Genomic DNA, 24,090 nt, shown 5'->3' with positions numbered 1-24,090 from the left:
CGCTTAGGCACAAGACACACTCGCGTGCCACTTAACCGACTCGCCGTGCCGCGAGATCATCACGCCGCTGGCGCGGGGAAGGATGGGGGCCGTCGAAACCACCGTCGGAATCATCCTCCGAGTACACCGGAAGGTAATCAAAGTCCGGGCTTTCATCATCGATTTCCAAGATGAGGGCGCCCGGGCGGCGCAGGTTCGGTGGCAGCGACTCAGCAGGATTCTCCGCGTTGCGCACACCCAGGCGCGCACGGCGCAGGTGGTAGACGCGACGACGAAGTAGCTCCTGCTCGCGGCGTACTTGGGCGCGCAGCGCCACCAGGTAGACCGCGGTCGCAACACCAGCGATGCCCGCCAACCACCACGTCCAACCGCCCACGACGATGCCCAGGCAAACCGTTGCGACCACTGCCACGGCTAGGCCAATGAGCGTGCGCTGGCGGCGCTGGTACCGCGTGGCCGAAGCCTCCTTCTCCTTCACAGGATCCCAGCCGCCGCGGCCAAGACGGCGCTGCGCAAAGGCAAGCTCTTCCGCGGAGAGCTCGGTATCGCTGCCATTGGTTTCAGCGTCCGCAGAGTTCGTTTCTGCGACATCAATGCGCTCGCCGTCAACCGCTGTGGTCTCTTCCGGCTCCGGAGCATCATCAGCGCCGTCTGTTTCCTCGGCGTTAGAGTCCTCCGGCGTCTGGCCCAGAGAGTCAATAGCTCCCGGGTACATCAAATCGACCGGAGAGGTATAGGAGTCATCCAAGCCGTAGGCATCCTCTGCGACACTAGCGTTGGCTGGAACCGTGAAAACCTCGGCAGCGTTCGATTCAACGCTCTCGATGTCATTATCGAGGTCGTGCTCTTTTTCGGCATCATGCTCAGGTTCCGCTGCTAGCTCGAAATCCTCTTCCGCATCTTCAGCCTCAACAACTTCGCCGTCAATCGTGTCGGCGACATCTGGCTGCGCGGCAGCATCAGTCGCAGCGGTCTCAACACGGCCGGATTGAGAATCCTCGCTGACTCCTTCGGCCTCGACCAGCTCGTAGTCTGCCTCCTCAGCACCAGCCTGCGCCTCTGCCTGGGAACTCATGCGGATATCTTTCTTACCCAAGCGCGGCTTACGGCGGCCCGGCACGGAGCCGGAATCGCCTTCGAAGAGCACGCGGGTCTCTTCAAAGGCCTCACCTGTATGGCTCATCGGGCGTTGCGAACGCAAAAGCAACGGGGCGAGGATGAAGAGCCACAACACGATTACGAGAATGATCGGCACGGCAGTCATCATGCGGCTGTGTCCCACTTTCAGGGGTCGACGAAAAAGGGAATATAACTAGGCCCCTACTCTAGCCGCCCAGCCCTGGCCTGTGGGCATCAACGAGCCCATAAATTACAAGGTTGTTACTTAAGTGAAAGCAGAGGTAGTTGACCAAAATATCGACCGGTTCAGCATTGGCTAAGCACCGCTGAGGCGGCCCGTCGCGCGCAAGCGCTCGACCGCCCCGGACGCAAAATCCTCACGGTTCAGTGCCAAGAAGTGGTGATCCCTCCACGCACCGTCGATATGCAGGTTCCGGCGCAGGAAGCCCTCATCCCGAAACCCGTTGCTGTGCAGTACCTTGCCGGAAGCAGGATTCTCCGGCAGATAGGTGGCCGTCACACGATGCAGCCCCACACGGTAAAAGGCATGGTCCACTCCGAGAGCGCAGGCGGCAGTAGCCACCCCCGCGCCGTGTACCGCGGAATGAACCCAATAGCCAATCCAGCACTCGCTGACCCCTCCGTGCTGGATATTGCCTAAGGTCAACTGACCCCGGAACTGCCCGTCGACATCAATGACGAGCGGCACCACCGTTCCGGCGCGAGCCGAATCACGCAGAAACATCAAGTGATTCCACCATGCCGACTGCGAATGTGCCGCATCCCATGACGTCGGCAGAGTCGGCTCCACCGGTTTAAGAAAATCCCTATCCTCGATGCGCTGCCACCGCCAAGACTCACCGTCCCGGCGCAGCAGGGGGCGCAGGCGCACTGTCGCGCCGCGCGGGAAGACACGAGATTCTCGCAATCGGACCGCAGGCGTAGCTTCTGGCCACCCCGGATGGTCGGGGTTTGCCTCACCGCTGGCTGGGGTGGAAAAGCGCCCCGCGGCGGTACCGAAAGGATCAAGCATGATGTCGGCGGTGACCAGCTAGCTGCGTTGGGTCAGGAACAGGACGTCCACCACGTCCCCGGGGCGAATCTCTGTAACTTCCTCCGGGATGCGGATCATCGCGTTGGCCTCCGATAGTCCAGCCAGCAAATGCGCCGGCGCGCCAGCCGCGCCGCCCAGCCCTTCCACCAGGTAGTCGGAGGTGTCTGCATCTCGCATGAGCCGGGCACGAATATAGCCGCGGCGCCCCGGGCGGGATTCCATGTGATTAAGCACGCGTGCGCGCACCATGCGGCGTTGGCCGCTGCGCTTGCCCAGGGAGAGCCGGATCAGCGGGCGCACAAAGACCTCGAAGATCACCAGCGCGGATACCGGGTTCGAGGGCAACAGGAAGGTCGGGATGCGCTCCTCACCCAACAACCCGAAGCCCTGGACCGAGCCTGGGTGCATGGCTACGCGTGAGGTATCCACGTCTCCCAACTCATCGAGGACCTCGCGGATTTCTTCCGAACCCGCACCGCCCACGGCGCCGGAGATCACCAGTACCTCGCTGCGCGCCAGGTAGGTTTCCAAGGCCTCGCGCACGCGGCGCGGCTCACCGGCCGCAATGCCGACGCGATGCACATCCGCTCCGGCTTCCTTCGCGGCCGCTGCAAGCGAATAAGAGTTCACGTCGAAGACTTGACCCAGGCCGGGTTCGCGGTCGACGTCGACAAGCTCCTTGCCATAGGACACGATGGTCACGCGTGGACGCGGATACGCCAAGACCTTTGAGCGCCCCACAGCCGCGAGCAAGCCAATCTGCGCTGGGCCCAGGATGGTTCCGGAAGACACGGCAACATCCCCGGGCTGAATGTCATCGCCCACGCGGCGCACGAAGTCACCCGAGCGTACCGGGCGGTGGGAGGTCACGCGCTTACGGCCGCGGTCCGTCCATTCGAGGGGAAGGACGGCGTCGGCAAGCGTCGGCAACGGCGCACCCGTGTAGACGCGCACCGCTTGCTTGGGCTGCAAACGCAGAGGCTGGCGCGAACCTGCGGGAACCTCCCCCACTACAGGCAGAGAACGTTCAACCTCCGTCTCCGTGACGGGAGCATCCGCGTCCTCGGAGTCGTGGCGCGAGCGCGCTTTGAGGGCTTTTTCTCCCCCGACGTCTACGGCACGCACGGCGTAGCCATCAATGGCTGCTTGCGGAAAGCCCGGAAGCGGCTGGTTTGCCTGCACCTCCTCCGCACACTTGAGACCTAGGGCATTCGCGATGGCGATGCGTACCGGTTCAGGTGTCATCGCTGCATCAAGAATGAACGCCATCTGGTCATCGACCGAACGCATGTACCGCCTGCCTTTACTCTGGGGTATGTGGGGCCTAAAGGGATGGAAGTTACTGGAGTAGAGCTTAGCGCGCTGGACGTATGAAGGCTTAGCCCTTCAACCCCTTTTCTTCTTCGTAGTCCTCCACAATCTTCTTGATTGCCTTGTAGAGCGCAGGACCGTACTTCTCATCACGCAGACCAAAGTCAACGTTGGCCGGGATGTAGCCGCCCGGGTTGCCCAAGTCGTGGCGCTTACCCTGGTGGACTACGACGTGAACGGGGTGCCCCTCCTTAATAAGGAGCTCGATGGCGTCAGTCAGCTGCAGCTCCCCACCCTTACCTGGCTCGATACGGCGAAGGGCATCAAAAATCTTCCTATCGAGCAGGTAGCGCCCAGTAGCCACGAGATTCGAGGGCGCATCAGCCGGGTCCGGTTTTTCCACCATGCCCACGACCTTCTTCACTCCCGGCGCGTTCGTGTCCTCGACGTCGAAGACGCCGTAGTTATAGGTCTCTTCGCGCGACACCTCGAAGGCGCACAGCACGCTGCCGCCCAGCGCTGCACGAACGCGGGCCATCTCCCCCATGACGGTGGCCGGCAGGACAATGTCATCCGGGAGCATGACGGCGAAGAATTCTTCGTCATCCTCCAGCACAGATTCCGCCAAGCCCACCGCATGGCCCAGGCCCAGCGGCTTTTCCTGTTCCACGGAAATCGGGTGGATCAACTGAGCAGCGCGCTTGACCTTGGCTACCTGCTCATCTTTGCCGCGGGCGTCGAGAGTCTCGACGAGATCGGGGAACTCCTCGAAGTGCCGCATCACTTCCTGTTTGTTCGGCGCGGTAATCACCGCAAGGCGCTGGGCGCCCACGGACGCGGCCTCTTCCGCGATGAGTTCAATGCCCGGCGTATCAACGACGGGGAGCAGCTCCTTCGGCACGGTCTTGGTGGCGGGCAAAAAGCGAGTGCCCATGCCAGCAGCGGGGACAACGACCGTAGTGATCCCGGTATGGGAATCCTCGTGTGCAATAGCCATAATTTCCACTTTACAATGCAGCCCCCGCGCCCCCGTGCTGCGCTACGCCATCCCGCTATGATTAAAGCCCATGACGACCTCCCACAAGGACGCCTTAAGATCCTTACTCCTTAACGCCCGGCGCGAGCGCAGCGCCGAGCAGCGCGCTGATGACAATGCCGCGTGGTGCACCGGCGTGGGTGAGTTGCTCACTCCCGCGATGCGAGTTGCCGCCTACCACCCACTGGGCACAGAGCCCGGCGGGCCCAACTTCGTAGAGACTGTGGCAACACTCTGCAAGGAGGTTTACCTGCCCATTTCCGGCAAAGACGGTGAGCTTTTATGGACGCTGTATGGCGGGCCGGAGGCCATGTGCCCGGGGGCATTAGGGATTGCAGAGCCCGTCGGGCAGCGCCACAGTAGCGATATCTTGGCGCACCTCGACCTCATCTTGGCGCCCGCGATGGCGGTGAGCGAGTCAGGCATGCGCCTCGGAAAAGGCGCCGGCTACTACGACCGCGCGCTCACCCCGCTACCCACTGGGCACCCGCCCGTCGTCGCGCTAGTTCACTCCACCGAGGTCCGCGAGGTTCCTTTCGAGGAGCACGACCGGCCAGTCGATGGCATCCTCACCGAGCGCGGAATGCGCTGGCTGTAGCCAGCACCCTTGTCTCGCACGCTTCGTTGGCTTGTGCGCTTTCCATCGATTTTTCGGGAACCATACGGCGCCGCGTGCAGTCTAAAAAGGCATGGGTTTTCTTCACGTTCTGCGCACTCCGGGGCATCAACGTAGCGTTATCCTTCGCCGCATAGCAGCCACAGTCTTGCTCCTTGCCGCGGCGGCGAGTGCCCTCGCCTCTACCCGCGAGCAGCCCCGCGTCGTGGTCATGGCCCGGGACGTCGCCGCTGGCGAGACGCTGGCGCTAAGCGATGTCTCCGTAGCACGCGTCCCCTCCTCCGCTCTGCCCGCCACGGCGTTGGGGAGCAACCCGGAAGATGCAGTAGGGCGTGTTCTGGTGGCAGCGGCTAGCGCCGGTGAAATCCTCACCAGCACCCGCCTTCTCAGCTCTGATCTCATCGCGGATTTCGGGATGGAGGACGGCCACCTCATCCCGCTTACCCTGGCTGAGCCAGAAATTTCCCGGAACCTCCATCACGGCGATACAGTCAATATCGTCAGCACGGTCGACGACAGCGACGACATTTCTGCTCCCACTCGTGGCTCGACAATTGCACGGGGCGCACGCGTCGTATCGGTGGGCACTGACGAAGAAGATGCGCGCACGCACACACTCCTCGTCGCCCTTCCTGCTGAGGCAGCCGAAGCCGTCGCGGCCGCTTCTCTTACACAACCGCTCACGGTTGTCATTGTGGGCGACCGCGCCCACAGTTAAGCCATGTTGTGAAGATCATCGCGTTTGCACTGGTAAACCTCCACAAGATGTTGCCACGACATGAAAACTCTGCCTACTATAGGCACATCCACTCGGGCGCTTTATGCTCTTGCAGTCTCGTGACTGCCGCGCGACCCCCGCGGCACCACCTGCAGGATGGCGCACAGAAGTGGCTTTCGCTATTCCAGTATTTCCACATGCTTCGTCTTCCGTTGGAGTCCCTGCGCATCTAGAGCCTCTCTTAGAGAGCATTATTGCTCTATGCCTGCTTTTCTCCGACTTCTCTGAACAGCGCGCCTGCACACAGTGCGGACTACACAAAGCAGACGCTTAAGACACAAGAAGCACCTACCCCCGTAGATAGGACAACCACCACCATGCTCAAGGGCTTTAAAGATTTCATCCTGCGCGGCAACGTCATCGAGTTGGCCGTAGCAGTCATCATCGGTGCCGCCTTCACCGCGATCGTTACCTCCATCACCGATCACATCATCCAGCCGCTGATTAACTCCCTCGGCTCCCCAGACTTTGGTGGCTTGGGCTTCGCAATTACCGATAACCCGGAGACCTTCCTGGACTTCGGTGCAGTCATCACCGCCCTTATCAACTTCCTCATCGTTGCCGCTGTCATCTACTTCGTCATCGTTGCTCCGATCAACGCCGTCACCGAGCACGCAAAGCGCCGCCAGGGCGTTGACCCGGAGGAGCCGGCTCCGACCACCGAGCAGCTACTCGGCGAGATCCGCGACCTGCTCGCTGCTGAAAACGGTGGCACGACCACCAACAAGCCTGGCTCCAACATCTAAGCCAGAAGCCCCAAGCCTAAAAATCCCGCAGAACCGGCATTTCGCCGGAGTTCTGCGGGATTTTCTTTTGCCTTCACACGCTGCTCACGCACTACTGTGTGGTGCCAAAATGCGGCGGCATGTTCTCGCGGTAGAAGGCCTCCCCCGTGACCTCGTCCTCGTTGTCACCACCGGGGCCGCCTGCGTCCATATCAAAGCTCACGGTGCGCAGCTCATCGGCCCCTGCGGCGGAAGAAGAGCCAGCGGCCCCAGACATTGGCCCGTGAGGGACATCGAAGCTGCGGTCGTAATTCTTGGCGGTCGACGGACGTTTCACGCGACGGCGCGCCCGCGGGGTACGCGGTGTGGGCTCGGCCATTAGACGCTGGATTTCTGCAGCTGATCAACGAGGTGATGCACCAACGGCGTCAAAGTGGCCATGCCATCGCGCACCGCCGCGCGGGAAGAAGCGACGTTGACGATGACCGTTGACCCAGACACGCCCGAAATGCCGCGGGAGGTGCACGCATCCACCGCGCCACAAGCCTGGCCGGAAGAGCGCAACGCTTGCGCCACGCCCGGAACCATTTGGTCCAACACCGCGCGGGTTGCCTCCGGGGTCTTATCACGCGGGCCGACTCCCGTGCCGCCAATCGTGAGCACCAGGTCTACTCCCCCGACCACGCCGGTTTCGATAGCCTGCCGGATCTTGGACTTCTTCGAGCGGACGATCACTGCACCGTCAACGGTGAACTCGGCTTCAGCCAGCAATTCACCGGCCAAGCGCGATGTGTCCTGGGCCGCTTCATCCGGGTGATCGGTGACGATCACAACGAGCGCGCGGCGCGGCGCTTGAACGCTTTGCTCTTGTTCGCTGGCAATGAGGAAGGCGTCATCGGGTTCGGTAACATCATCGAGTTCGCGTGAGGCATCGCGCCCCAACAGCTCGGTTGCGTCGGTGTTGTCTGCCACGGAGGTTCTCCTTAAAGGTGGGACGGAATCTTCCGGAAGTAGTTTCTTGAAAAGGTGTCAGGGTGCGAGGTTCACGCGGTGCTGGCGCACCGCCCAAGTATTTGTAAACTTACTCGCTTGCCAGCGTTACCTCTACCTTTCTCGCATCTTCGCTGTCGCGACTCTTCACCTCGAGAGTGACGGTTGCACCAAACTCTTGGGAACGGGTTGCCGCGATCAGGGCATCAGAGCTTTCAATGAGGCGCTCATTAACGCGGGTGACCACGTCACCGGACTTCAGCCCTGCCTTATCAGCCGGGCTATCAGGTTCCACGTCGACGATTTCTGCGCCTTGGGTCTCGCTCTGCGCGCGAACCTTAACGCCCAAGGTGGGGTGCTTGACCCTGCCGTTATTGATGAGCTCATCGGCCATGCGCTTGGCAAAGTTCGAAGGAATTGCAAATCCCAAACCAATGGAACCGCCTTCGGAACTCGAGCCCCTCGACAGCGAGGCAATCATCGAGTTCATGCCAATGATGTTGCCCTCCATGTCCACCAAGGGGCCACCGGAGTTACCGGGGTTTACGGCTGCGTCGGTCTGAATAGCGTCGATCAGCGAGGACTCCCCGCCTTCCTGCGAGGCACGAACAGGGCGGTTCTTGGCTGACACAATTCCCGACGTTACCGTTGCGTTGAGCCCCAGCGGGGAACCAACTGCGACTACTTCTTGCCCCACTGCAGCAGCGTCCGAATCCCCAAACTGAAGGTAGGGCAGGTCATTGGCATCATCAATCTTGATGACGCCAACATCCGTCGTCGCATCCGACGCAACAAATGTAGCGCTATGACGCGAGCCGTCATTCATTGTCACCTCTAGGCGCCCTCCTTGGTCCGCACCGGCAACCACGTGGTGGTTGGTCAGCACATAGCCATCCGGGGAAATGATGGATCCGGAGCCCTCAGCACCACCCGAGCGGGTTATGGAGTAAATGGAGACCACTGCCGGGAGAACCTTCGACGCTACTTCTTCCACAGAGCCATCAGCCGGCTCTTGGCCGGTGCTATTTGCCACTGGCTGACGTTCCAATACTTCGTTGACGGTCGAAGTGGAAGACTTGTCCTTGCCCGCCGCGCCGACCACCGCACCGGTGACACCGCCAGCAGCGACGGCTGCGACGAGCATCATTGCCAGCGCAGTGCCCAGACCTACTTTGCGCTTATTCTTCTGATCGCGGCCCGGCTGCACGCCGTGCACGCCCGCACCTTGTTGTCCTGCATAAGGCTGCGTCGGATTCTGCAACTGCTGGCTGCTCTGATTGGGTTGGCCGAAGCCGTAGCCCGCTCCGCCATAAGGCGCTTGCGCGCCGTAGGGAACCTGGGAGGGCTGAGCACCAAACAAAGGTCGGTTCCCCTGCCCCTGCTGGCCCCCATAAGGGGCCTGCCCGCCAGACTCCCACGAGTTGGTGCGCGGTTGATTCCAACCATTCGATTCGCTTCCCGCCGAAGATGCCTCGCCGCGCTGTTGCGCCTGCCCCCGTCCATCAGAGTTCAGCGGGTTATCCATGGGACTATCCATGTTCGAATTCCTCATATTCATATCAGGTAGTGTGCTCTTTCAAGCTGGTGCGCATCTGTCTCTGCTCTGCCAGTGTGCTAGGAAAGCCTGGACGTTTCCTGTGTGCTCTGAACTGGGGCGATCCACGGCACGTCAACCTTGATTGAACCACCGCTCGGCAAAGATTCGGCCGCGGTCATTGTGGTTCTCCGAGTATTCTCCGGAAGTCTCCTGCGCCTGTCCCGTCGCTTGTTGTGCAGCGGTCGAATCTAACTGAAACTCGTTCGGCTGCTCTTCCAGGCCGTCCACCATGGCATCGCCCTCGGTAGGATGTCCTGGCAGGATGACTTCCATGCGCGTTCCTCCATCTGCAGATTCCTTGATGGTGATGGCTCCGTTGTGCCGCTCAATCACGGATTTCACGATGGCCAACCCCAACCCAGATCCCGGCATCGCTCGGGCTTCCGCGGAACGGTAGAAACGCTCAAAGACCTTGTCGCGTTCCTCTGGGGCAATACCGGGGCCCGAGTCATCCACGCGCAGGCGCACCTTATCCTGGGCTACTTGCTGCATCGATACGCGGACGGTGCCCGTAGCCGGAGACCACTTCGCGGCATTGTCCATGAGATTGAGCGTGGCTCGGCCCAAAGCAAAGGGATCCCCGTCTAGGACCCAGGGGATAAACCGCACACGGAAGTCGACGTCTGGGCGGCGGCGCTTAGCTCGGTTGAGGGAATGCTCCAAAACTTCATGCAGCTCCACCGGCTCGGGTTCCTTTTCGGTGGCATCCTCACGCGCCAAATCCACGAGGTCACCAATCAAAGTCGACAGCTCGGACATCTGCGCCATCACGTCCTCTTCCAAATCGCGCCGGTCTTCCTCACTGATACCGAAACCGCCACCGGATTTATTCAGCATCATGAGGAGCTCAATGTTGGTCCGCATGGACGTCAGCGGCGTTTTGAGCTCATGGCCGGCATCGGCCACGAATTGCGATTGTTGCACGCGCGCGTGTTGGAGTGCGGACAGCATTCGGTTGAAGGACACCGTCAGCTGCGACATCTCATCGTTGCTCTCGACCGCAATCGGGCGCAGATCATTGGTTTGCGTCACATAATCGACTGCACGTTTCAGCCGAGCAATGGGCTCCATGCCTGTCTTGGACACCACCATGCCCGCAAAGACGGACAGCAAAACGCCAAAGGCCACGATGATAAGCAAAGCCGAGCCTACTGCGGAGACGAGGTCTTCGGTAGACCCCAAGTCCTTAGCTAGGACTACCGTCGCACCGCCTTCTTGGTACTTGGCCAGTACCCGCTCACCGCCCAAGGTACGGATGGAGCTTTCCTCACTGTCCCCATCCGACTTAAAATCACCACCCACGGGCAATGCATCACCGTAGGAAAACGCAACCGCAGGCGGAGAGATAGAGACCCGAGTCGAGGGGTTATAGAGCTTAAATGTCGCGATTTCTTGATCGATATTCTCTACAAAGGCTGGGTCCTGAGCTTGCCGCATCAGCACATCCGCTTGTTGCATGATCTGCTTATCGACGCTCGCCGTCATCGACGCTGCAACCAACCAGTAGGTTAAAAAAGTCATTACGGCTACCGCAACGGCGACAACGACACCGGTAACAAGAGAAAGGCGCCACCGAAGCGGCGCCCGCGAAGCCCAGCCACGACGGCCTGAGAGACCCAACCACGCAGTGGTATCTAGGGCTTCAGAAGGCACCGCGTCGGGCGCGGGCCTCCGCAGAATCACGCGATAGCCTCCCTCATGACGTAGCCAACGCCACGCACGGTGTGAATAAGACGCGGCTCGCCACTTTCTTCAGTCTTCTTTCGGAGGTAACCGATGTAGACCTCAAGAGCGTTTCCGGAGGTCGGGAAATCATAGCCCCATACCTCTTCCAAGATGGTATTGCGGGAGAGTACCTTGCGGGGGTTCTCCATGAGCAGGCGCAGCAGGGCAAACTCAGTGCGGGTCAAAGAAATCTGACGCTCGCCCCGAGTCACCTCACGCGTATCGGCATCGAGCTTGAGGTCCTCAAAGCTCAACTGAGTTTCAACTGGCTGCTTCTTAGCAATCGACTCCGCAGCGGCACGGCGGACCAAGGAACGCACGCGAGCTAGCAACTCCTCCAGCGCGAAGGGCTTGGGAAGATAGTCATCAGCGCCCGCGTCAAGACCCGCAACGCGGTCCGACACTCCGTCGCGAGCCGTCAATACCAGAATGGGGCGGTCCCAACCTTCGCTGCGCAGGGTGCGGCAGACCTCCAGACCATCCATGTTCGGCATCATCACATCGAGGATGAGAAGCTCTGGGTGCTCACTGTGCACCATCTCGACAGCCTGTACGCCATCAGCGGCCAATATGACCTCGTAGCCATTAAACTTCAGAGAGCGGCGGAGCGATTCGCGTACAGCCTGCTCGTCATCGACGACAAGAATTTTCATAATCTCAATTATGTCCTATCGGGGCCCTATTCACGAAGTAGAACCCAGCCTGTCGCCCCCTAAAAGCCACCCCTTAAGCACCGCAATAGTTTATACGTGTGCTAAACAATTGTTCCAAGCTGCATAAACAGTGGACACGACAACAAAACAAAAATTTTCAGGCATAACAAAATCCCCGCGAATCCACTTTTCTTTGTGGATTCGCGGGGTAACAGTCATGGCCCTAAGACCTCAACGCTGAAAGCGCCTCAGACCTTAGAACTGCTCGACGTCTACCAGGCCGAGCTTGGCAGCCTTAACCAGGCGGCGCGGAATGCGCACGGTCTGGCCGTCGATGGTGACTTCCTGGAGGGCGACATTGTCAGCCTTCCACTGGGAACGGCGAGAGTGGGTGTTCGCGCGGGACTTCTTAAACTTAGGAGTTGCCATCTTCTTCTATCCTCCTTACGCGTTCTTCTTCTTGCGGCGAGCCATTGCACCGAAGCGCTGGTTGAACTTCTCAACACGGCCAGCGGTATCCATAACGCGCTGCGCACCAGTCCAGAACGGGTGGGACTCAGCGGTCACGTCAACGACGATGAGCGGGTACTCGTTGCCGTCTTCCCACTCAACGGTGCGATCGGAGGTAGCGGTGGACTTGGTCAGGAAGGAGTGGCCGGTACCGGCGTCCTTAAAGACCACCGGGTGGTAATCCGGATGGATATCTTTCTTCATATGTCGATTCCCTCAGGGTTGAACTACGGGTCGGTTCCTTCCGCGACGCGTCCCTTTTCATACCACCGAGCATCGCCGCGACGACGGCGCTCGATGGCTTGTGGGAGCGTGAAAGGATCGTGCCCGAGTTGGGTCTCTATACTTACAAAATTGTGCGGCTCGCGCCGACAACTCGAAATATCCTACAGGCCAGCGGCATTAAAATCGAAATCGCCGCAGGACGCAGCCCACAGAGTTAGGCGCGGAAACCCGCCCCCAACGCCCCCGCCTGCAGCTTCACCACGGGAGAGCCGTGGGCGAGACACAAATAATAAGCGCCAAAGCCCGACGATAATTCAACGGTGATTAGGTTCTACAGTCCGTGGCATGTAAGATTTCCCCTTGCTGTTGTCAAAGTAATCGTTTTACGCCCTCATCAACTGGTGTTCAACGGATATATGCCTCCTGCTCAACCTCACTTTTCGAGCGCCGCGCCTCACCGCGGAATAGGCACTCCGTTAGTCGCTTTCGATGTGGGCGGCTAGGAGAAAGAAGACCCATGTCGGCTATTTGCCAGGTAACGGGCCGCAAGCCGGAATTCGGCAAGCAGGTCTCGCACTCGCACCGCCGCACCTCGCGCCGTTGGAACCCCAACGTGCAGCGTCGTCGGTACTACCTGCCCTCTGAGGGCCGTACCATCACCCTGACCGTTTCCACCAAGGGCATGAAGATCATCGACCGCGATGGCATCGAGTCCGTCGTGGCTAAGATTCGCGCACGTGGGGAGAAGATCTAAAGATGGCACGTAATGACATCCGTCCAATCATCAAACTGAAGTCCACTGCGGGCACCGGCTACACCTACGTGACCCGTAAGAACAAGCGCAACAACCCGGATCGCATCACCTTGAAGAAGTTCGATCCGATCGTCCGCAAGCACGTCGAATTCCGCGAGGAGCGATAATTTATGGCTAAGAAGTCAAAGATCGCCAAGAACGAGCAGCGCAAGGAAATCGTCGCCCGCTACGCGGAGCGTCGCGCTGAGCTCAAGGCAATCATCAAGAACCCGAACACCCCGGACGAAGAGCGCCTCGAGGCGCAGTTCGAGCTGAACCGTCAGCCGCGCGACGCCGCCCGCGTCCGCGTCCGTAACCGCGACTCCGCTGATGGACGTCCGCGCGGTTACCTCCGCAAGTTCGGTCTGTCCCGTGTCCGTATGCGCGGCATGGCTCACCGTGGTGAGCTGCCGGGCGTTCGCAAGTCCAGCTGGTAAAGGGGTACCCATACAATGGCTGTCAAGCGTAATAATCACAAGAAGTTCCGTATGGAGCAGACCCGCCGCCCGAAGAAGAACCCGCTCAAGGCCGAAGGCATTGAGAAGGTTGACTACAAGGAGATCAAGACCCTGCGTCTGTTCATCTCCGACCGCGGCAAGATCCGCTCCCGTCGCGTCACCGGTCTGACCCCGCAGCAGCAGCGTCAGGTTGCTACTGCCGTCAAGAACGCACGCGAAATGGCTCTCCTGCCGTTCACGTCCCGCTAAACACTAGCTGGTTTCAACAGCGCACTTTTGCCGCTGTACTCGTGACACACTAGGACAGGACAAAAGAGCTTTTAGCCGCCGCCTACCTCCCCTACTGAAAGGGGAAAGTAGGCGGCGGCTTTTATTTTCCAACCAGCAACCTTGTGCGCCCGTATCCACCCTGTCATGTTCAACGCGCGCGTGCAGAGTGATAGATTGAAGGGCTAGAACGCCCCTGATGGAAAGGGAAACAAGGACCTTATGCCACTGCACGAATCCCTCACCGATCTCAGTGAACTCGCCACCCATTGCCACTCCCCTGCCCATGCCCGTGGCCTGCTAGAGGAGGCACAGGACCTGCTGCGCAACGCCACAGCCCACCGCGGAGATGGAGTTGAGCTCGCTGCCTGGTTTTCTCGCGTGGTGACCGATATTGTCCGCTCTCCCGGTCTGGCGAGCCCTGTGCGGCTCACCGGCGCCGCTGCCCGCGGCGATCTTCTCCCCTCGCTCCCCATCACGTGGCTGGGCACCGACGAACAGCTGGAGCAGATTATCACTGAAGCCGGTCTATCCTGTGGCGCGGTGCAAGACCTAGCATCGACGCGTGCGGACGCCGGCCTTCCCCTAGGCGCGGGCGGCGAGGAGGAACTCTACGCCGAGGCAGTGTCTCAGCGGCCGGCACCACTGAAGCTCGTCGACGGTCTCCCCGACCGCTCTGCCGACGTGTCCATTCGTCTCTCCTTGCTCGCACCGGTGTCTGCCATCGCCCGTTGGGCAGCTCCCGCGCCCCGCCCCACCCCAGACCGCCTCGCCATTGGCGTCGAGCGTGAGCTTCTTACCTCCGCCGAAGCGGAGGGGCTGAGCCTAGCTTGGGGCACGGGCATCGCCCTCGAGTTGGGTCGGTGGTACGAGGGCGTCGATCAGCACAGCGTTATGCTGGCAGATTTGCCGCCTTTGGACCGCACCGCCTACGGTTCGGCGTGCCGCACTGTCTCTGCTGCTATCGAATCCATCGTGGCTAGGCACGGTAGTGTGGTTAGCTGTAGTGAAAGCTAAGCGTTAACGATCGCCGTTCACGGCGGGGTGTAGGATTACTGACTTGCCGTCAGTTATTACATGAATTTTATCGAAGGGAGTCCGCCTCATGGCAGGGAGCGTTGGCAGGCCACGGAAGAACAGTCCGCGCCGCCGGGGAAACACCGCGCGCGAGGAGATCCTGGATGCTTCATCCGAGCTCTTCACCACCCAGGGCTTTGCGACAACCTCCACGCACCAGATTGCCGATGCCGTCGGTATCCGTCAGGCCTCGCTGTACTACCATTTTCCTTCGAAGACGGATATCTTCCTCACTCTGCTCAATTCCACCATTGAGCCTTCGCTGGAACTCGCGGATGAGCTCGCGGCCTCAGACGCTGCACCGGCACAGCGCTTGTGGTCCCTTGTGGCCGCAGAGTCGCGCCTGCTATTGACCTCAGCGTGGAATGTAGGCCGTCTGTATCAACTGCCGGTGGCCAACTCCCCCGAATTCGGCGAGTATCACGAACAGCGTGACCGCTTGAAAGAGCACTTCCGCACTGCCGCAGCGGGGATTGTGGGCGAGGATGATCCGCGCCTCGAGCTGCCCTTCCACATCGCGCTCTCCGTCATCGAGATGCGCCCCAACGATGGCAACGCGCCATTTGATGCTTCGCAGCGCGTACCGGAGCAGTCTGCCATGCTTGCCGACGCCGCCCTCGCAGTCCTCGGCACCACCCCGCCTAAGGACGCCGAAGCGACCACCTTAGATCTGCTCAAGAACCGCAACGACTCTATTTCCTCCGCTGCCGCCGCCGCGGCCGACCGGAAGAAGTCGACTCGCTAGCGGCCGTAGCGGATGCCCTAGCGGCCGTGCCGGATGGCATAGTGCGCTAGGAAGGTCTTATAAGGCTTATACGCCTTTTCACCGTCTGCTCGGAGGCTGTCCACAAGGCGGTCCATCTTGTGATTCGTCTTCTTTTCCGTCCACCCCAGCTCCTCGGCGATCTCGCGGACCGAAGGGATATCAGCATCGGTGGAGCCCGGCTTCTTGAGGTAGCTGGCTAGCAGGCGCAGCAACTCTTCTTGTTCATCATTGGGAACGTGGCGGGTACGCGTGCGCTCCTCATCGACATCCTGCTCGCGTTTTGTGCGACGCGAGTAGTTGCTGTTTTCCACGTCTATATACAGCTCATAGGGGCATTCGGGAGTCTCAAAGGTAATCCGCGATGGCCCCGGGGGTACAGCCGCTACTGAACGCGGGCCCAAATCGATGCGGGAAAACCCCGTGACACCGCGCAGCTCGATGCGCAGTGGGATATGGCTGCCCACGTTGCAAATCATCCAGCCCTGTCCGCCGTACCACAGCTGAAAAAGCTGGCGGTGCAGGCTGAGGTCCTCCTCGCCTACCCGGAAGTCACCGGCGCGGCCGACAATGACTTCTTGGCCCGGGGACATGACCATCACGCCACCGATCAAATCATCAATGCGCAGCCGCGGCCCCTGAGGAGCGTTCTGCGGTGGGAGTGGCTGTTGCGGGCTCATAGACACCTCCGTAGGGCTGGGAAACGTGCGCACATCGCCATCCATCCCGGCGAGGTGCCTTCAAACAGTGTCCTTCAGTGTAGCGGCTCTCACTTTAGTTCCGCTCGCTAAGTTACTGCCCCACCCCGCTAGCGCTAGGCCACGATAGCCCACGTCACCACGAAGATGAGGATGATGACAACGACAGTGACCGTGATGATAAGAGCGTTTGAATTATCCCTCGCAGGCGGCTTGTTGTTTGCTTGCTGCGGCGTGGAACCGCGTTGGACGGTAGACCCTGGCATCGCCGGCGTAACCGGTGTGGAAGGTGACACAGTCCCTGGGGACGCCATCGGGTTCGAAGGAGCGACGAAACCAGTGGGCCTTGCCCGCTCCACGGATCCGAAGGAAGCGGCAGGTTCCGGCCAGCGTTGGGAGGGTTGAGGATGCCGGCCAAACTGGCTCGGCTGCCCAGCTCTTCCGGCATTTCGCGGTTGCTCCGGCTGTGCCGAAGGCTGCGGCGTGGGCGCTATACGCGGAGCATCGGCCGCCGGTGCCGCCACACGCTGGGCGGGGCGGGACTGGGAGACGTCGCCAAGCGCGGCAATGAAGTCCTGGGCCCGCGCATAGCGCTGCATGGGCACGCTGTTGAGTGCCTTATTCAGTACGGTCTGTACTTCCGACACAACTCGGCTTGTGTCCCCTGCCAGGAATTCGGCGAAGGCATCACTGGACAGATCCGGGATGCGCCGCTGCCCTTCCCACTCGCTGCGCGGCATCGTGTCCTTAAGATGATGCAGCGTAAGCATCTCGAAGGCGATAAGGGCCAAGGAATAGTCGTCCGCGCGCGCCGACATATCATCATCGCCATAAGCATTACCGTTATTTTCCGGGGCCAAGTATTTCTCAGTTCCCACAATGTGGCCGATTTTGGTCAGCCGAGACTGGCCCTCCTCAATGCTGATTCCGAAATCACTCAGCACAGCCGGTGGCAAGCTGCCGGGGTTCTTACGCAATAGAATATTGGCGGGCTTGATGTCCCGATGCACCCACCCAGGGTGCAGCTCATGGTGCATATAATCCAGCGCCGAGGCAATCGGTTTGAGGTAATACACAACCTCCGCCACGCTAAATCCCCGGCCCTGGTGGGCCCGCTCACGGATAGCATGCCCCAAGGTTTTGCCGTCGATGAAGGCCATGACCATCACGTCATCGCCGCGCGGGGTGGACTCCTTGGAATAAAACTGGACTACCCCTGGGTGGCTACCGATCTTCGTGAGCGCCTTCATTTCATTGTGGAAACGGGCGCGGGAGGCTTCATCACGGACGTCATCCAACAGCACCTTGACGGCGAGCTCACGGGAAAGGTCCGGATCCGTGGCATGAAAGACCTGCCCCATGCCGCCTTCACCCAGCAGGTACACGTTGGTGTAGCGCTTCTGCTGGGTCAGCCATTGCACGAAGTAGGAATTAGTCACTGCCCCATTGGACCATATGCACTGGGCAGCATGATGTTGCCATGTCCCATCGCCCCCAAATGGAGGGTACTTAAGCGCGGTTCCGTCCGGTGTTGCCAGGCCGGTTATGCTACGTGTTGTTCTCTACCGTTTTCCAAGGACCCTATGACGACCCCAGGATTTGGCACTAACCATCACGAGCATAAGCCCCCTACACCGGTGTCGGGCCAGTCTCGGCAGCCTCAATCGGAGCAGCGCAACCTCGTTCCGATCATCTGCGCGATCGCAATTCTCATTGCGCTGGTGATTGCAGGCCTCGTTATCTGGTACGACGCCCGCTCCACCAGCCAACAAACGTCCAGCACCAGCGAAAACTCGGAGCAGACAGCCCCTCAGGAGGAGGCTGCCTCCCCGGAGGAGACTGCTGCGCAGAAAGATGAAGAAACGGACGAGGCAGAAGCACCGAGCGAGCAGGCTCCGGGAACCTCAGTGAGCGCCGGGGCTGCCGACGTCCCCGAGGGACTCACTGCCGCCGGTTGGTCCGATTATCCTGAGGCACGCTGCCAACAGGGGGAGGATATGATCTTCGCTGCCCATGGCACCGATCCCGATTCACACATTGTGGTCTGTGAGAAACAGGACTCCCTCTTTTACCGCGGTGTTTGGTCCAGCGGCGCTGCCTTTGGCCCTGCACGTGGTGAAGGGGATTCCTTCAGCGCCACGATTCTTGATCCAACCAGCGGGAAAGACACCGGCTCCGTGCTGAACATTCGCGGCACGGACTATGACATCGACGGCGAGGCCGGCGAATTCGAGGACTATTGGCCGCGCTAGCGCCTTTACATCGCTCGTGCTTCTTAAACAGCGCCCTGCTGGCATCGCGCATCGGGCCACTCGACCTCTGCCGTGGCCAGCTGTTTGACCACGCGGCTCAGCATCTGCTGTGCTTCGCCATAATCGCCGGAAGGCGCTGCGGCATAGATCGCCACTGCCACCGTGTGCCCGCCTAGCGTGATTAATCCCATCTGGCGGGCTTCATAAGATCCGTCCTCGGCCGGCCCCCAGCCGCCTTTCATCACCGCGCCTTCTAAAGCCCGAAGACCATAGTTCTGCGCGGGATCCGGCTGTCCCATGGCTGCAAGGATCGGATCCGCGCCTTCGTGGCACCCCAGCGCGGCGATGAATTCTGCTTGCTCAGACACCGACCACTGTGTTTGGCCGAAGGCGCTAAAACCGGGGCGCGGTGGCGTAGCGGGGACCTCAGTTGTGCCAATGATGGCCTGGGTGGCTTGTGCGGCTTGTTCTCCCCCGCCGAGGGCCTCCCAGAGAGAATCGGCCGCGGCGTTATCGGAATAGGTGATCGCCCGGGATACGGTATCGGGATCCGCCACCCCAGCGCGTTCGGCGGCGATGGCCAACGGGACTTTCACGGTGGACCACGCAGGCAGCGGGCCGGTGTTGCCAGCCGCTGCGACGGTTCCTGAGCCGGCCACCGCGATCCCGGTACCGGGGTTGTCTGCAGCGATGGCGTCGACAGCTTCCTGAAGGTCGGTAGCATTAATCACGGTTGGTTCCTTGTCGAGGGCTGAATCAGCGGCGGGTCCATCAGATACCTCTGCCCCGGAATCAGGCAGCGTGGGCTGTGGGCTGCTCGCCGGAGTGCTGGTCTCAGGTGTGGAGACATCACCAATGGTGCAGGCGCTTAGCGACGCCCCCGCAATCCCCACCAGCGCTGCTAGTACTGCCATCCGGCGCCGCAGCTGTGCGGGGCTGTGACGTCGCATTGCTACCTGTTTCATTGTTGACCGCCTGAGCATTAGAGGATGAGCACAACCGCGTTGTTGCCGCCGGTACAGGTGACAAATTCACCGTTGTCGGAACAATCCATGGTGTAGGTGATCTCGGTGACTGGGCTGTAGGCCTTAATGGTGGCATCAAACTCGTGGGTTTCCACGTAGTGCTTGACGTACTCATCGCGCACAACGTTGGCGAAGGATTCCGTCGTTACCACTGTTCCACGGTAGACACTGTTGAAGTTGCCACCCGGTTCGTTGTTGCGCGCGGCGTCGTTCGCCGGAATCGCCCCCTCCGGCAAGTCCGGGTACTCGGGGCGCTTGTGAGACTGCGAGGTCGTCGTGGTCTGTTCTGTCGTTTCTTCAGAGTTCTCCTCGCTCCCCGCGCTCTCTGCGTCTTCCTGTGCACTCTCATTCTGCTCGGTGAGTTGCGCGGTGGTCAGGGGCGAGCCGGCTTGAGAATGTGAGTCGGCATGTTTGAAGAAAAAAATGTAGGCCAGCGCGGCCATAACGAGGACGACCGCCAGGATCAGCACGGCGATAAGCACAAACTTGCCGGAGTTGGAGGAGCTGCCACGTCCGCTGCTCTCCTGAGAATAGCCAGCGGGGTACCCTGCTGGCTGCTGGTCATACTGTCCGCTACCGTCCTGCGGCACCTGCTGGGACGCGAAGTGCTGCGTCTGGAACTGCTGTTGCTGGCCGTACTGGCCTGATGCACCGGAGGCGGCAAAAGGGTTCGAGTAATTGCGCTCGCCGGAGTGCGCATAACTCTGATTGTTTCCCGTGTTCTGCGGGTAGCTCTGGGGCGGCAGGGGACGCTGTTGCGTTAGCGGCGCTTCAAAGTCCGCGGTTTCCGGGTGGGTATCTTTACGGGAAGGCTGCGGCTGGCCGCTATTTCCCTGCGGGTACTGTGCGCCGAATCCATGGTTGCGATCTGAGTCAGTCACCGAAGCCTCCGTAGATCTAGACGTTCTGGTTATGCCGTATAGGCGTTTTCTATCTTTCTTATCTTTGCACAGCTACCACGATTGCGGTGAGGTTCGTGCATCGTGCTTCATTCACGACGCCGTGTTTCCACGACTTTTCTGATTCTGATGGGGAGTATTCCCACGAGTTTGCATCTCTGCCCGCGCGGACAGCGGTGGAGGGTTTAGATTATTAGAGGTATCTCAAAGCTCTATCTCCCCTGTGCACGGAAAGGTTGTTATTCTCCCAGCCATGACGTTTCCTACCGGCCCTTCGGGCACTCCGCCACGCAATTCCGGTTCCTCCGGCTTCGGTTCACCCGCTCCGGGGTTTGGCCACCCCGGCGCCCCCGGCGGTGCTAACGGCCCACACCAGTCCGGCCCGGGCGGTTCTCCGAGCGGGTTCGGCAACACTCCGCCGTTTGGTGGGCAATCTGCTAGCCCCAGCTCACAGCCTTTCGGCGGGAGCGCTCCAACTCCGCCGAGTCCACCTCAACCCACCACGTACACCGCTCCACAACCGCCGAAGGGCACAGGTCGTTTCAGCGGTGCCATCGCCGCGCTGATTGCTCTGCTCGTCATCCTCGCGGTCATTCTCGGCGTCGGTGCATGGTTTATCTGGGGACGCGAGTCGTCCGGCTCAAGCCACACCGCTGCATCCTCCGAACCGACCTCAACAGCTACGCTTCCGGGAACTCCTCTTGCCACCAGCGGCCGTATCGATACTGACCTGGAGGCTGACGGCGTGGTCATTGCCCGCACCTTCTTCCCGGATTCCTATGTCTCGCGCTCCGGCAGCACTAACATCGCTGATGTGCAGCTGGCCGAAAGCCATAGCCAACTCAACGCGGTCTTTGGTTTCAGCGATGACCGGGAGAATACTGATGTTGCCAGCGCCACCGTTACCGTCAACGGAGCTGACGGTGCTGAGCTGGCTTCCTTCGAGGTCCCGGCAGAGGAGGCTCTCGAGATGCCCATCAACATCGCAGACCACCAAGCCCTGCGCTTTACTTTTACGTATAAGGACGCCAACGGCAATCCTGCGGACAACACTGGCTTCGCGGTGGCTTCCCTCCACGCGCAGTAGCGCACACCCGACGGCCCCTCGCGCGGTAGCGCCAAAGCTGCCCTAGTTGCCAAAGTTATAGCCTCTGACTGCAGTGGCGGCGCATAACTTCGTCGTTTAGGGCAGTTGTTGCCCTCTAGGGAAAAGCTGCCATATATACGAAAGCCGCCTCCTTCCCCGTGCGGCGAAACAGCAACGGCGAAGAGAGACGGCTGCGCGCTGCCTACGGCAGCGGGCTATCCAGGATTTAGTGGAAGAAGTGGCGGGTTCCCGTGAAGTACATGGTCACCCCGGCCTTCTTGGCGGCCTCGATGACTTCCTCATCGCGGATGGAACCACCTGGCTGCACCACGGCCTTCACGCCGGCTTCAAGGAGAACCTCCAGGCCATCGGCAAACGGGAAGAAAGCATCGGAAGCAGCGAAGGAACCTTCGGCGCGGTTGGCGCCGTCGGCCAGCGTGTTAGCACGCTCCACCGCGAGCTTGGCGGAATCGACGCGGTTGACCTGGCCCATACCGACACCCACGGTGGCGTTGTCCTTGGCCAGCAGGATGGCGTTGGACTTCACCGCGCGCACGGAACGCCAAGCGAATTCGAGCTGCGCCAAGTCGGACTCGTTCAACGCCTCACCCGCAGCCAGCGTCCAATTGGCCGGGTTATCGCCCTCTGCCTGGTAGGTATCCGGCTCTTGGGTGAGCATGCCACCGGAGATGTACTTAACTTCCTCCTTGGGCGCTTCATGCTCTGCCTGCAGCACGCGCAGGTTCTTCTTGGCTTTGAGAACTTCGATGGCGCCCTCCTCGTAAGACGGAGCCACAATGACCTCAGTGAAGATCTCCTTGACCTGCTCGGCCATCTCGACGGTGACCTCGCGGTTCACCGCGATGACTCCGCCGAAGGCAGACATTGGATCGCAGGCGTGTGCTGCGCGGTGGGCAGCCGCGATGGACTCCTCAGACACCGCGATGCCGCACGGGTTGGCGTGCTTGATGATGGCCACGCACGGGCGCTCATGATCCCAGGCAGCGCGCCAGGCGGCGTCAGCATCCTGGTAGTTGTTGTAGCTCATCTCCTTGCCGTTGAACTGCTTCGCATTGGCCAAACCAGTGGTACCGATGCGGGTCACGGTCGCGGATTGGTGGGAGTTCTCGCCGTAGCGCAGCGGAGTGGTCACGTCACCGTCGCTGAGCTGATCGACGAACCATGCGGACACCGCGGCGTCGTAATCAGCGGTGTGCAGGAAGGCATCGCGGGCGAGGCCACGACGCTCTTCCAAGGTGAAGCCGCCGTTGGCCACAGCGTCAGCCACATCACCGTAGCGGGCTGGATCCACGACGACTGCGACGGACGGGTGATTCTTCGCGGCAGCGCGCACCATGGATGGACCACCGATATCGATCTGCTCCACGCAGCCATCAAAGTCCGCGCCGGAAGCCACAGTCTCGCGGAAGGGGTACAGGTTGACTACGACGAGCTGGAAGGGCTCTACCTCCAGCTCCTCCAATTGCTTCAGGTGGTCCTCCTTGCGGGTATCCGCGAGGATTCCTGCATGCACGCGCGGGTGCAGGGTCTTTACGCGGCCTTCGAGGCACTCTGGGAAGCCGGTGAGCTTCTCGACGGGCGTGACATCAATGCCCAAGTCCGCGATCTTCTTCGCGGTGGAACCGGTGGAAACGATCTCCACGCCAGCGTTATCAAGTGCCCGGGCAAGGTCTTCCAGACCGGTCTTGTCATAAACGCTAATTAGCGCGCGCTTGATGTTCTTAGGATCTTCGCTCATGGTACGGGGACTTAAGCCTTCCTTGCGGTAATGAGATAGTTAGAGCTGAATGCTGAGCGTCTCGCCCTCCACGCGCATCGCGCGGAGGACATCGACGATAAGTTCTCTTTCGACCACTTTGATGCGCTCGTGCAAACTGGCTTCATCATCCTCTGGCAGGACCCGGACGGGTTCCTGGGCAATGATGGAGCCGGTATCGACACCAGCATCAACGAAATGGACAGTCGAGCCTGTGACTTTGGCGCCATAAGCCAGCGCATCGCGCACGCCATGCGCGCCTTTGAAGGCAGGCAAGAGCGCAGGGTGAGTATTGATGGTGCGACCTTCGAAGCGATCCAGAAAATCCTTACCCAGGATCTTCATAAAACCTGCGGAAACAACAACGTCTGGTTGCGCAGTATCCACTGCGGCAACCAGACGCTTATTCCATTCGGTGCGGTCAGCACCCATCTCTACGACCTCGGTGGCGATTCCCGCCGCCTGCGCGCGCTCGATGCCTTGGCAAGGCACGTCCGCGATGACTTTCACGACCCTGTAGTGCTCATCCTGGCCATCCAAGATGGCCTGCAATAAAGAGCCGGTTCCAGAAACCAGAACCACGACGTTGAGGCGGGCAGTAGCAGCGGGCTGATGCGGTGTAGTCACGCGCTACAGCCTAGCCGCTACCGCTGCG

28 protein-coding genes are annotated in these 24,090 nt (G+C 60.5%); 11 read left to right on the top strand and 17 right to left on the bottom strand.

Annotation, left to right across the window (positions count from 1 at the left end):
* Positions 1–31: 31 nt before the first annotated feature.
* The 4 genes from glpR to HMPREF2781_RS11435 form a co-directional block, all read right to left on the bottom strand.
* Positions 32–1,264, bottom strand: a complete 1,233-nt coding sequence (glpR, locus tag HMPREF2781_RS11450; protein ID WP_371441047.1) for a divisome protein SepX/GlpR — start codon at positions 1,262–1,264, stop codon at positions 32–34.
* A gap of 171 nt (positions 1,265–1,435) precedes the next feature.
* Complete coding sequence (locus tag HMPREF2781_RS11445) at positions 1,436–2,152, bottom strand: GNAT family N-acetyltransferase (RefSeq protein ID WP_070447220.1); 717 nt, start codon at positions 2,150–2,152, stop codon at positions 1,436–1,438.
* A gap of 18 nt (positions 2,153–2,170) precedes the next feature.
* Positions 2,171–3,463: a molybdotransferase-like divisome protein Glp gene (gene glp, locus HMPREF2781_RS11440; protein WP_070646125.1), complete on the bottom strand. Its 1,293-nt coding sequence runs from the start codon at positions 3,461–3,463 to the stop codon at positions 2,171–2,173.
* 88 nt (positions 3,464–3,551) lie between these two features.
* Positions 3,552–4,481: a UTP--glucose-1-phosphate uridylyltransferase gene (locus tag HMPREF2781_RS11435; RefSeq protein ID WP_070447224.1), complete on the bottom strand. Its 930-nt coding sequence runs from the start codon at positions 4,479–4,481 to the stop codon at positions 3,552–3,554.
* A 70-nt stretch (positions 4,482–4,551) separates the two neighbouring features.
* Here HMPREF2781_RS11435 and HMPREF2781_RS11430 point away from each other — a divergent pair, with 70 nt between their 5' ends.
* From HMPREF2781_RS11430 to mscL, 3 genes are all read left to right on the top strand, one after another.
* Positions 4,552–5,118: a 5-formyltetrahydrofolate cyclo-ligase gene (locus HMPREF2781_RS11430; RefSeq protein ID WP_070447226.1), complete on the top strand. Its 567-nt coding sequence runs from the start codon at positions 4,552–4,554 to the stop codon at positions 5,116–5,118.
* A 91-nt stretch (positions 5,119–5,209) separates the two neighbouring features.
* Positions 5,210–5,854, top strand: coding sequence for an SAF domain-containing protein (locus HMPREF2781_RS11425; protein WP_070646122.1), 645 nt, complete (start codon positions 5,210–5,212; stop codon positions 5,852–5,854).
* A 377-nt stretch (positions 5,855–6,231) separates the two neighbouring features.
* On the top strand, positions 6,232–6,660 hold the full coding sequence (mscL, locus tag HMPREF2781_RS11420) for a large conductance mechanosensitive channel protein MscL (RefSeq protein ID WP_070447230.1): 429 nt from the start codon (positions 6,232–6,234) through the stop codon (positions 6,658–6,660).
* Between the two features lie 91 nt (positions 6,661–6,751).
* Here the strand turns inward: mscL and HMPREF2781_RS11415 are convergent, their stop codons facing one another.
* The 7 genes from HMPREF2781_RS11415 to HMPREF2781_RS11385 form a co-directional block, all read right to left on the bottom strand.
* Positions 6,752–7,018: a hypothetical protein gene (locus tag HMPREF2781_RS11415; RefSeq protein WP_070447232.1), complete on the bottom strand. Its 267-nt coding sequence runs from the start codon at positions 7,016–7,018 to the stop codon at positions 6,752–6,754.
* Positions 7,018–7,611, bottom strand: a complete 594-nt coding sequence (locus HMPREF2781_RS11410; RefSeq protein WP_010187605.1) for a MogA/MoaB family molybdenum cofactor biosynthesis protein — start codon at positions 7,609–7,611, stop codon at positions 7,018–7,020. The genes HMPREF2781_RS11415 and HMPREF2781_RS11410 overlap by 1 nt, the downstream gene beginning before the upstream one ends.
* Positions 7,612–7,720: 109 nt before the next feature.
* The gene (locus HMPREF2781_RS11405) at positions 7,721–9,187 is read right to left on the bottom strand and encodes a S1C family serine protease (protein ID WP_246821861.1); all 1,467 of its coding nucleotides are present in this window, start codon (positions 9,185–9,187) and stop codon (positions 7,721–7,723) included.
* A gap of 111 nt (positions 9,188–9,298) precedes the next feature.
* On the bottom strand, positions 9,299–10,747 hold the full coding sequence (locus HMPREF2781_RS11400) for a sensor histidine kinase (RefSeq protein ID WP_246821859.1): 1,449 nt from the start codon (positions 10,745–10,747) through the stop codon (positions 9,299–9,301).
* 158 nt (positions 10,748–10,905) lie between these two features.
* Positions 10,906–11,604, bottom strand: coding sequence for a response regulator transcription factor (locus HMPREF2781_RS11395; protein ID WP_010187613.1), 699 nt, complete (start codon positions 11,602–11,604; stop codon positions 10,906–10,908).
* 255 nt (positions 11,605–11,859) lie between these two features.
* A complete protein-coding gene (rpmF, locus tag HMPREF2781_RS11390; protein WP_010187615.1) occupies positions 11,860–12,033 on the bottom strand; it encodes a 50S ribosomal protein L32 in 174 nt (57 codons plus the stop codon).
* A 15-nt stretch (positions 12,034–12,048) separates the two neighbouring features.
* On the bottom strand, positions 12,049–12,318 hold the full coding sequence (locus tag HMPREF2781_RS11385; RefSeq protein WP_005530151.1) for a type B 50S ribosomal protein L31: 270 nt from the start codon (positions 12,316–12,318) through the stop codon (positions 12,049–12,051).
* Positions 12,319–12,856: 538 nt separating this feature from the next.
* Between HMPREF2781_RS11385 and rpmB the strand changes: the two genes are divergently transcribed.
* The 6 genes from rpmB to HMPREF2781_RS11355 all read left to right on the top strand — a co-directional run bounded on the left by rpmB (position 12,857) and on the right by HMPREF2781_RS11355 (position 15,679).
* Positions 12,857–13,093: a 50S ribosomal protein L28 gene (rpmB, locus tag HMPREF2781_RS11380; RefSeq protein WP_010187623.1), complete on the top strand. Its 237-nt coding sequence runs from the start codon at positions 12,857–12,859 to the stop codon at positions 13,091–13,093.
* Between the two features lie 2 nt (positions 13,094–13,095).
* Positions 13,096–13,260, top strand: coding sequence for a 50S ribosomal protein L33 (gene rpmG, locus HMPREF2781_RS11375; protein ID WP_010187624.1), 165 nt, complete (start codon positions 13,096–13,098; stop codon positions 13,258–13,260).
* 3 nt (positions 13,261–13,263) lie between these two features.
* Entirely contained in the window at positions 13,264–13,569 is a 306-nt protein-coding gene (rpsN, locus tag HMPREF2781_RS11370; protein ID WP_010187625.1) for a 30S ribosomal protein S14, read from the top strand.
* 15 nt (positions 13,570–13,584) lie between these two features.
* Positions 13,585–13,839 carry a 30S ribosomal protein S18 gene (gene rpsR, locus HMPREF2781_RS11365; protein WP_010187626.1) on the top strand — a complete coding sequence of 85 codons (255 nt, stop codon included), beginning with the start codon at positions 13,585–13,587 and terminating at the stop codon, positions 13,837–13,839.
* Positions 13,840–14,079: 240 nt separating this feature from the next.
* Positions 14,080–14,874: a hypothetical protein gene (locus tag HMPREF2781_RS11360; RefSeq protein WP_070447238.1), complete on the top strand. Its 795-nt coding sequence runs from the start codon at positions 14,080–14,082 to the stop codon at positions 14,872–14,874.
* Positions 14,875–14,962: 88 nt separating this feature from the next.
* Positions 14,963–15,679, top strand: coding sequence for a TetR/AcrR family transcriptional regulator (locus tag HMPREF2781_RS11355; protein ID WP_070646116.1), 717 nt, complete (start codon positions 14,963–14,965; stop codon positions 15,677–15,679).
* A gap of 17 nt (positions 15,680–15,696) precedes the next feature.
* On the opposite strand, the gene HMPREF2781_RS11350 is transcribed toward HMPREF2781_RS11355, so the two are convergent.
* Complete coding sequence (locus tag HMPREF2781_RS11350; RefSeq protein WP_246821857.1) at positions 15,697–16,377, bottom strand: DNA-binding response regulator; 681 nt, start codon at positions 16,375–16,377, stop codon at positions 15,697–15,699.
* Between the two features lie 134 nt (positions 16,378–16,511).
* On the bottom strand, positions 16,512–17,834 hold the full coding sequence (locus HMPREF2781_RS11345) for a serine/threonine protein kinase (protein ID WP_070646111.1): 1,323 nt from the start codon (positions 17,832–17,834) through the stop codon (positions 16,512–16,514).
* Positions 17,835–17,978: 144 nt separating this feature from the next.
* Between HMPREF2781_RS11345 and HMPREF2781_RS11340 the strand changes: the two genes are divergently transcribed.
* Positions 17,979–18,647, top strand: a complete 669-nt coding sequence (locus HMPREF2781_RS11340) for a hypothetical protein (protein WP_070646108.1) — start codon at positions 17,979–17,981, stop codon at positions 18,645–18,647.
* 23 nt (positions 18,648–18,670) lie between these two features.
* Here the strand turns inward: HMPREF2781_RS11340 and HMPREF2781_RS11335 are convergent, their stop codons facing one another.
* Complete coding sequence (locus HMPREF2781_RS11335; protein WP_083308570.1) at positions 18,671–19,597, bottom strand: serine hydrolase; 927 nt, start codon at positions 19,595–19,597, stop codon at positions 18,671–18,673.
* Between the two features lie 32 nt (positions 19,598–19,629).
* On the bottom strand, positions 19,630–20,553 hold the full coding sequence (locus HMPREF2781_RS11330) for a hypothetical protein (protein WP_010187640.1): 924 nt from the start codon (positions 20,551–20,553) through the stop codon (positions 19,630–19,632).
* A gap of 271 nt (positions 20,554–20,824) precedes the next feature.
* Between HMPREF2781_RS11330 and HMPREF2781_RS11325 the strand changes: the two genes are divergently transcribed.
* Positions 20,825–21,658 carry a flagellar basal body-associated FliL family protein gene (locus HMPREF2781_RS11325; RefSeq protein ID WP_010187642.1) on the top strand — a complete coding sequence of 278 codons (834 nt, stop codon included), beginning with the start codon at positions 20,825–20,827 and terminating at the stop codon, positions 21,656–21,658.
* Positions 21,659–21,884: 226 nt separating this feature from the next.
* Here the strand turns inward: HMPREF2781_RS11325 and purH are convergent, their stop codons facing one another.
* Positions 21,885–23,417 (bottom strand): bifunctional phosphoribosylaminoimidazolecarboxamide formyltransferase/IMP cyclohydrolase, encoded by a 1,533-nt coding sequence (purH, locus tag HMPREF2781_RS11320; RefSeq protein ID WP_010187644.1) that lies wholly within the window; start codon positions 23,415–23,417, stop codon positions 21,885–21,887.
* A gap of 39 nt (positions 23,418–23,456) precedes the next feature.
* Positions 23,457–24,062 (bottom strand): phosphoribosylglycinamide formyltransferase, encoded by a 606-nt coding sequence (gene purN / locus HMPREF2781_RS11315; RefSeq protein WP_070447254.1) that lies wholly within the window; start codon positions 24,060–24,062, stop codon positions 23,457–23,459.
* Between the last annotated feature and the right edge of the window lie 28 nt (positions 24,063–24,090).

This window comes from Corynebacterium sp. HMSC062A03, from assembly GCF_001811145.1.
Taxonomy (GTDB): Bacteria; Actinomycetota; Actinomycetes; order Mycobacteriales; family Mycobacteriaceae; genus Corynebacterium; species Corynebacterium aurimucosum.
The sequence above is the reverse complement of the archived record's forward strand: the minus strand, read 5'-3'. Positions and strand labels throughout refer to the sequence as shown.